The organism is Streptomyces sp. NPDC060198 (assembly GCF_042728415.1).
Classification (GTDB): domain Bacteria; phylum Actinomycetota; class Actinomycetes; order Streptomycetales; family Streptomycetaceae; genus Streptomyces.
Genome location: NZ_JBHWZJ010000503.1, coordinates 1 through 4193 on the forward strand (window position 1 = coordinate 1; position 4193 = coordinate 4193).

The window sequence follows — 4193 nt, forward strand, 5'->3', positions numbered from 1 at the left end:
CCCCACGGGGCATCCGCAGCCGGCTGTTTTCCCCGGAGCCGCCGCCGTATCCGCGCGCAATCCGCGCCTTATCCGCGCCGCATCCGAACAAAGACGTAATGGATCTCCCCACCGGGGCGGTGGCGCTCTAGGCTCTGACGTACCGCCGACCGCGCAGTGCGGGGCCGGACGACCGCGCACGCAACCGGACAAGCAGCGGTACTTGAGCGTCGTCCCCGGAGGGACGACGCCGGGCAAGGAGGGCCGCATGACCGTACGGCGAGTAATGGGCATCGAAACGGAGTACGGAATCTCCGTCCCCGGCCACCCCAACGCCAATGCCATGCTCACCTCGTCCCAGATCGTCAACGCCTACGCGGCCGCGATGCACCGGGCGCGCCGAGCCCGCTGGGACTTCGAGGAGGAGAATCCGCTGCGGGACGCGCGAGGCTTCGACCTCGCCCGCGAGACCGCCGACTCCAGCCAGCTCACCGACGAGGACATCGGGCTGGCCAACGTCATCCTGACGAACGGCGCCCGCCTCTACGTCGACCACGCGCACCCCGAGTACAGCTCTCCGGAGATCACCAATCCCAGGGACGCCGTCCTCTGGGACAAGGCCGGCGAGCGCATCATGGCCGAGGCCGCCGAACTGGCCGCCGCCATCCCCGGCGCCCAGCCGATCCACCTCTACAAGAACAACACCGACAACAAGGGCGCCTCCTACGGCACGCACGAGAACTACCTGATGAGGCGGGACACCCCCTTCTCGGACATCGTGCGCCACCTGACCCCGTTCTTCGTGAGCCGCCAGGTCGTCACCGGGGCGGGACGGGTCGGCATCGGGCAGGACGGCCGCGACCACGGCTTCCAGCTCAGCCAGCGCGCCGACTACTTCGAGGTGGAGGTGGGGCTGGAGACGACGCTCAAGCGCCCCATCATCAACACCCGCGACGAACCGCACTCCGACGCGGAGAAGTACCGCAGGCTGCACGTCATCATCGGGGACGCCAACCTCTCCGAGATCTCGACCTATCTGAAGCTCGGCACCACCTCCCTGGTCCTCTCGATGATCGAGGACGGGTTCATCAACGTCGACCTCGCCGTCGACCAGCCCGTGCGGACGCTGCACCAGGTCTCGCACGACCCGTCCCTCCAGCGTCTGATCACGCTCCGCAGCGGCCGGACACTCACCGCGGTGCAGCTCCAGATGGAGTACTTCGAGCTGGCCCGCAAGTACGTGGAGGAGCGGTACGGCGCCGACGCCGACGAGCAGACCCGGGACGTCCTGCTGCGCTGGGAGGACACGCTCAACCGCCTGGAGAACGACCCGATGAGCCTGTCGGGGGAGCTGGACTGGGTGGCCAAGCGGGCCCTCATGGACGGCTACCGCCGCAGGGACGGCCTGGAATGGGACGCCCCGCGCCTGCACCTGGTGGACCTCCAGTACGCGGACGTACGGCCCGACAAGGGTCTCTACAACCGGCTCGTGGCCGGTGGGCGGATGAAGCGTCTGCTCGACGAGGACGCGGTCTCCCGGGCGCGTACACAGCCTCCGGAGGACACCCGGGCCTACTTCCGCGGCCGCTGCCTGGAGCAGTACGCGGACGACGTGGCCGCCGCCTCCTGGGACTCGGTCATCTTCGACCTGCCGGGCCATGACTCTCTGCAACGGGTGCCCACCATGGAGCCGCTGCGCGGTACGCGGGAGCACGTCAAGAACCTCCTGGACCGCTGCCGCACGGCGGAGGAGCTGGTCCGGGTGCTGTCCGGCGGCTGAACGGGCCGCCGGAGGGGAATGATCGGGACAGGGCCCGGACGTTGGAAAAGTACCGGGCCGATGTCGGACCCCGTGGGTAGGGTCTGATCAAGAGCTTCGAATGCTTCGAACCGAGCGGGGTGAGCTAGATGGCGACCAAGGACACCGGCGGCGGACAGCAGAAGGCGACGCGCTCCACCGAGGAGACCGAGGAGCAGGCGCAGGAAGCGCAGGCTTCGGAGGACCTCAAGGAGCGCCAGGAGAAGCTGAGCGACGACGTCGACTCGGTCCTGGACGAGATCGACGACGTCCTGGAGGAGAACGCCGAGGACTTCGTACGGAGCTTCGTGCAGAAGGGCGGGGAGTAGTCCGCGCCAGTCCGGCGCGGACCGCGGTCCCGGGCGGCTGTCCGGTACACGTGCTCCGCGCCGGGTCACCGGAGGTGAACGGGCGTCCGGCGCCCCGAACCACCGGACCGGCTTCCCGCACGCACGCCGCCGCTGACCGTGAGGTCACCGGTGGCAGCCGGGCCGTCGGGGGGAGCGGCCGGCCGACGATTGCCTCCGCCGGCCGCTTCACCCGCACAGGTGGATCACCGCCACCGGGCGGGTAGGGTCCGTGACGTACCGTGCTTCAACCGCACACCGGCCATCGGCGCACCGGGTGTCCATCCCGACCCCGGCGGGCCGTCGCATGCATACCTGGAGGGAAACGCGTGGAAGCCAACACTCGTCACACCGGGCGTCTACCAGCTGCGTTCCTGACGCCGGGTTCGTCCTCGTTCATGGACTTCCTGTCCGACCACGCACCCGCGATGCTTCCGGGCAACCGGAACCTCCCGCCGCTCAAGGGCGCCGTCGAGGCACCGCACGGGACGACCATCGTCGCGGCCTCGTTCCCCGGCGGCGTGGTGCTCGCCGGTGACCGGCGGGCCACCATGGGCAACATGATCGCGCAGCGCGACATCGAGAAGGTCTTCCCCGCCGACGAGTACTCCGCCGTCGGCATCGCGGGCACCGCCGGTCTCGCGGTGGAGATGGTCAAGCTCTTCCAGCTGGAGCTGGAGCACTTCGAGAAGGTCGAGGGTGCGCAGCTCTCCCTGGAGGGCAAGGCGAACCGCCTCTCCACGATGATCCGCGGCAACCTGGCGATGGCCATGCAGGGACTCGCGGTCGTCCCCCTCTTCGCCGGCTACGACGTCGACAAGGGCCGGGGCAGGATCTTCTCGTACGACGTCACCGGAGGCCGCTCCGAGGAGCACGCCGGATACGCCTCCACGGGCTCCGGCTCGCTCTTCGCCCGCGGCTCCATGAAGAAGCTCTACCGCGAGGACCTGACGGAGTCCCAGGCGCTCACCCTGGTCGTGCAGGCCCTGTACGACGCCGCGGACGACGACTCCGCGACCGGCGGCCCCGACGTGGCGCGCCGTATCTACCCGATCGTCACCGTCATCACCGACGAGGGCTTCCGCCGGCTGTCGGACGGCGAGTCCTCCGCGATCGCCCGGGAGATCCTGGAGCGCCGTCTCGAACAGCCCGACGGCCCGCGCGCGGCTCTGCTCTGATCAGGCCCGGGGTTCCGGGGATTCCCAGATGCACTCGTCACTGACAGAAAGGGACGGATAGCCGGTGTCGACGCCGTTCTATGTCTCACCCCAGCAGGCCATGGCCGACCGGGCGGAGTACGCCCGCAAAGGCATCGCCCGAGGTCGCAGCCTGGTCGTGCTGCAGTACGCCGACGGCATTGTGTTCGTCGGCGAGAACCCGTCCCGCGCGCTGCACAAGTTCAGCGAGATCTACGACCGGATCGGCTTCGCCGCCGCCGGCAAGTACAACGAGTACGAGAACCTCCGCATCGGCGGGGTGCGCTACGCCGATCTGCGCGGATACACCTACGACCGCGACGACGTGACGGCCCGTGGGCTGGCCAACGTCTACGCCCAGACGCTGGGCACCATCTTCTCCAGCGCGGCCGAGAAGCCGTACGAGGTGGAGCTGGTCGTCGCCGAGGTCGGTGCCGAGCCCGAGGGCGACCAGATCTACCGGCTGCCGCACGACGGATCGATCGTCGACGAGCACGGGTCGGTCGCGGTCGGCGGGAACGCCGAGCAGATCAGCACCTTCCTGGACCAGCGGCACCGCGACGGCATGACGCTGGCCGAGGCGCTCAAGCTCGCCGTCCAGGCGCTCTCCCGCGACCCCAACGGCAGCGAGCGGGAGATCCCCGCGGAGCGGCTGGAGGTCGCGGTGCTGGACCGGACCCGGCCGCAGCAGCGCAAGTTCAAGCGGATCGTCGGACGGCAGCTCGCGCGGCTGCTGGAGGCCGACGGCGCCGCGGCGACCACCCCCACGGACGCGCCGTCCGACACGGAGGAGTCCGAGGAGTCGGGCGGGTCCACCGAGGAGTAGTCCCCGGCGGCCGCTCGGCGACCCTGCCCCGGGCCCCCGTCCAGCGG

General features: G+C 69.8%; 4 protein-coding genes. All 4 read left to right on the forward strand.

Features of this window, described 5'->3' with window-relative positions:
- The first annotated feature begins 247 nt into the window (after window positions 1-247).
- A complete protein-coding gene (dop, locus tag ACFWEP_RS32440) occupies window positions 248-1759 on the forward strand; it encodes a depupylase/deamidase Dop (RefSeq protein WP_387375548.1) in 1512 nt (503 codons plus the stop codon).
- 128 nt (window positions 1760-1887) lie between these two features.
- Entirely contained in the window at window positions 1888-2106 is a 219-nt protein-coding gene (locus ACFWEP_RS32445; protein ID WP_266702617.1) for a ubiquitin-like protein Pup, read from the forward strand.
- Window positions 2107-2453: 347 nt separating this feature from the next.
- The gene (gene prcB / locus ACFWEP_RS32450; protein WP_328722619.1) at window positions 2454-3302 is read left to right on the forward strand and encodes a proteasome subunit beta; all 849 of its coding nucleotides are present in this window, start codon (window positions 2454-2456) and stop codon (window positions 3300-3302) included.
- Between the two features lie 64 nt (window positions 3303-3366).
- Window positions 3367-4146 carry a proteasome subunit alpha gene (gene prcA / locus ACFWEP_RS32455; protein ID WP_387375551.1) on the forward strand — a complete coding sequence of 260 codons (780 nt, stop codon included), beginning with the start codon at window positions 3367-3369 and terminating at the stop codon, window positions 4144-4146.
- Window positions 4147-4193 lie beyond the last annotated feature (47 nt).

What these genes read in the sequence shown, in the direction of transcription:
- dop (WP_387375548.1), top strand. Translation starts at nt 248, where the DNA reads ATGACCGTACGGCGAGTAATGGGCATCGAAACGGAGTACGGAATCTCC.
- ACFWEP_RS32445 (WP_266702617.1), top strand. Translation starts at nt 1,888, where the DNA reads ATGGCGACCAAGGACACCGGCGGCGGACAGCAGAAGGCGACGCGCTCC.